1 protein-coding gene and 2 pseudogenes are annotated in these 2,222 nt (G+C 64.1%); all 3 read left to right on the plus strand.

The annotated features are described in order from the left end of the window. Nucleotides 1-183 (plus strand): hypothetical protein (locus tag QZY44_RS29065; RefSeq protein WP_295456131.1); only part of this gene is annotated, 183 nt, incomplete at its 5' end. Between the two features lie 235 nt (nucleotides 184-418). Beyond that, nucleotides 419-1,630: pseudogene (locus tag QZY44_RS29070) on the plus strand (ISNCY family transposase); the annotation flags it as partial. A gap of 320 nt (nucleotides 1,631-1,950) precedes the next feature. Next, nucleotides 1,951-2,222 (plus strand): annotated as a pseudogene (locus tag QZY44_RS29075) (lipoprotein ABC transporter permease); the annotation flags it as partial.

A 2,222-nucleotide genomic window follows, 5' to 3' on the forward strand; every position in this document is an offset into this window, starting at 1 on the left:
CGCGCCCGCAGGCGACGCGCCAGCGGCCTGACCGGAAGCGGCGGTGAGGGGGGGTTAGCCGGTGGCCGGGATGGGCTGGACCAGCGAACGCATCTGCCCGATGCGACCTTCTTTGACGTGTCCCAGCGCCATGGCCATCATGACTGCCAGCGCCAAGCCGACCCGGGTGCCCGATATGCCTGATGGGTACGCCCCCTTCATCGCGCAGTGCATGCAATCCCGCGGCCATTCCTAACATGCTGACAAGGAACGCGGTGCACATGGGCGTAGCTTTTGCATCTAATCCGGGGTTCGGACAGCAGTTCTAAATTTAAGACCATTATGCTATGAAGGACTCTTCAGAGCACACGTGGAGAGTCCGATGGTCCTCAAACCCGTTACGCCGGCGCCGCCGCCCAGCGCCTTCTCGGTGACAACCGTGGTGGCGCGGATTCGCGAAGCATTGTGGGGGCTGCCCGATCGCCGCAAGGGCGGCAACAACCAACGTTACGTGATCGGCGACGCCAGTCTGAGCGCTTTCTCGATGCTTTTCATGCAGAGCCCGTCGTTTCTGGACTACCAACGACGGATGCAAAAGGCGCGCGGGTGCAACAACGCCAGCTTGTTGTTTGGGGTGCATGAGATTCCCAGCACCCAGCAGATCGGCAACCTGCTCGATCCGATCGCGCCGGATTATCTGGCCCCGGTGTTCATCGACCTCGTCGAGGAGATGCACCAGCACGGGGCGCTGGAACCCTACCGTGGCGCCGATGGGCGTATACTGATCGCGCTCGACGGTACCGAATATCACTGCTCGGAGTCGATCCACTGTGCGCAGTGCTCGACGCGTACACACGCCAACGGGAAGACCCAGCACTACCACGTCGCCGTGACGCCCGTGATCGTTGCCCCGGGCCAGCACACGGTGTTGCCGTTGCCGCCGGAATTTATTCAACCACAAGACGGGGCCGCCAAGCAGGACTGCGAGATCAATGCCAGCACGCGCTGGCTGCAGCACTGGGGCGCCCGCATCGCCGCCTGGCAGCCCACCCTGCTGGGCGATGATCTCTACTGCCATCAACCGTTCTGTCAGCAGGTGCTCGCGCAGGGCGCGGCGTTTCTGTTCGTGTGCCTGCCCCCGTCCCATCCCCTGCTCTACGAGTGGGTGGCGGACTTCGAGCGCACCGGGGAGGTGCCCACGCTGGTCCAACAGCGCTGGACCGGCACCCAACGCCTCACCGATACCTATCGGTGGCTCAACGACTTGCCGCTGCGCGACGGCAACAATGCCTTGTCCGTCGGCTGGTGCGAACTCACCACCACCACGGCTGAGGGCCAGGTGCTCTACCGCAACGCCTGGGCCAGCTCGGTCCCCGTCGACCAGCACAACGTCGTCGCACTCGTCGCCGCCGGGCGCAGCCGCTGGAAGATCGAGAACGAGAACAACAATACGCTCAAGACCAAGGGGTACCATTTCGAACACAATTACGGCCACGGCAAACAGCATCTTGCCGCGGTGCTGGCGAGCCTGACACTCTTGGCCTTGCTGGCCCATAGCGTGCTCGACTTGCTCGACCAGCGCTATCAGCAGTTACGCTCGCACCTGCCGTCGCGCCGCACCTTCTTTGAACATCTGCGCGCAGTCACACAGTACCTCCCGTTCGACTCATGGGAGCACCTGTTCGACTTCATGCTCGACGCCCTTGAGCCGGCCCGGCCACCGCCCAGGCGTCGTTCGGGCGCGCGGGGGCAAATTTAGAATTGCTGTGTCTGAGCAACGGTTCGCGTCGATGATTCATAGCCAAGGTTCCTCCGATTGACCCATGAACGGAAGCCAGGGTTGCGGTCGTCCCGAGCAATGAGTCCAGTTGTATACTCCCGCGCACGGGCGGGCGGCCGCCCCGCGGAGGGCGCGGGTTTCCACTTTGACTATTGGAGCGACCGTGGCTGGCAATGTCGTGCGAGGTGGTCATGCGCGCCACCCCTGAGATCCTGCGCCTGGCCTACCGGGACTTCGCCCACGAGCGGCGGATCTCGCTGTGCTTCGTGCTCGCCCTGATGGCGGTGCTGGCCCCGCTCCTGATCCTGTTCGGGCTCAAGTTCGGGCTGGTCGATACCCTGGCCCAGCGGCTGGTCCAGTCCCCCGCGAACCGGGAGGTTCAGCCCGCGGGCAGCCGCGAGTATGACCAGGCATGGTTCGACCGGATCGCTGCCCGCCCCGATGTCGCCTTCCTCATCCCCAA

This window comes from uncultured Thiodictyon sp., from assembly GCA_903837595.1.
Lineage (GTDB): Bacteria > Pseudomonadota > Gammaproteobacteria > Chromatiales > Chromatiaceae > Thiodictyon.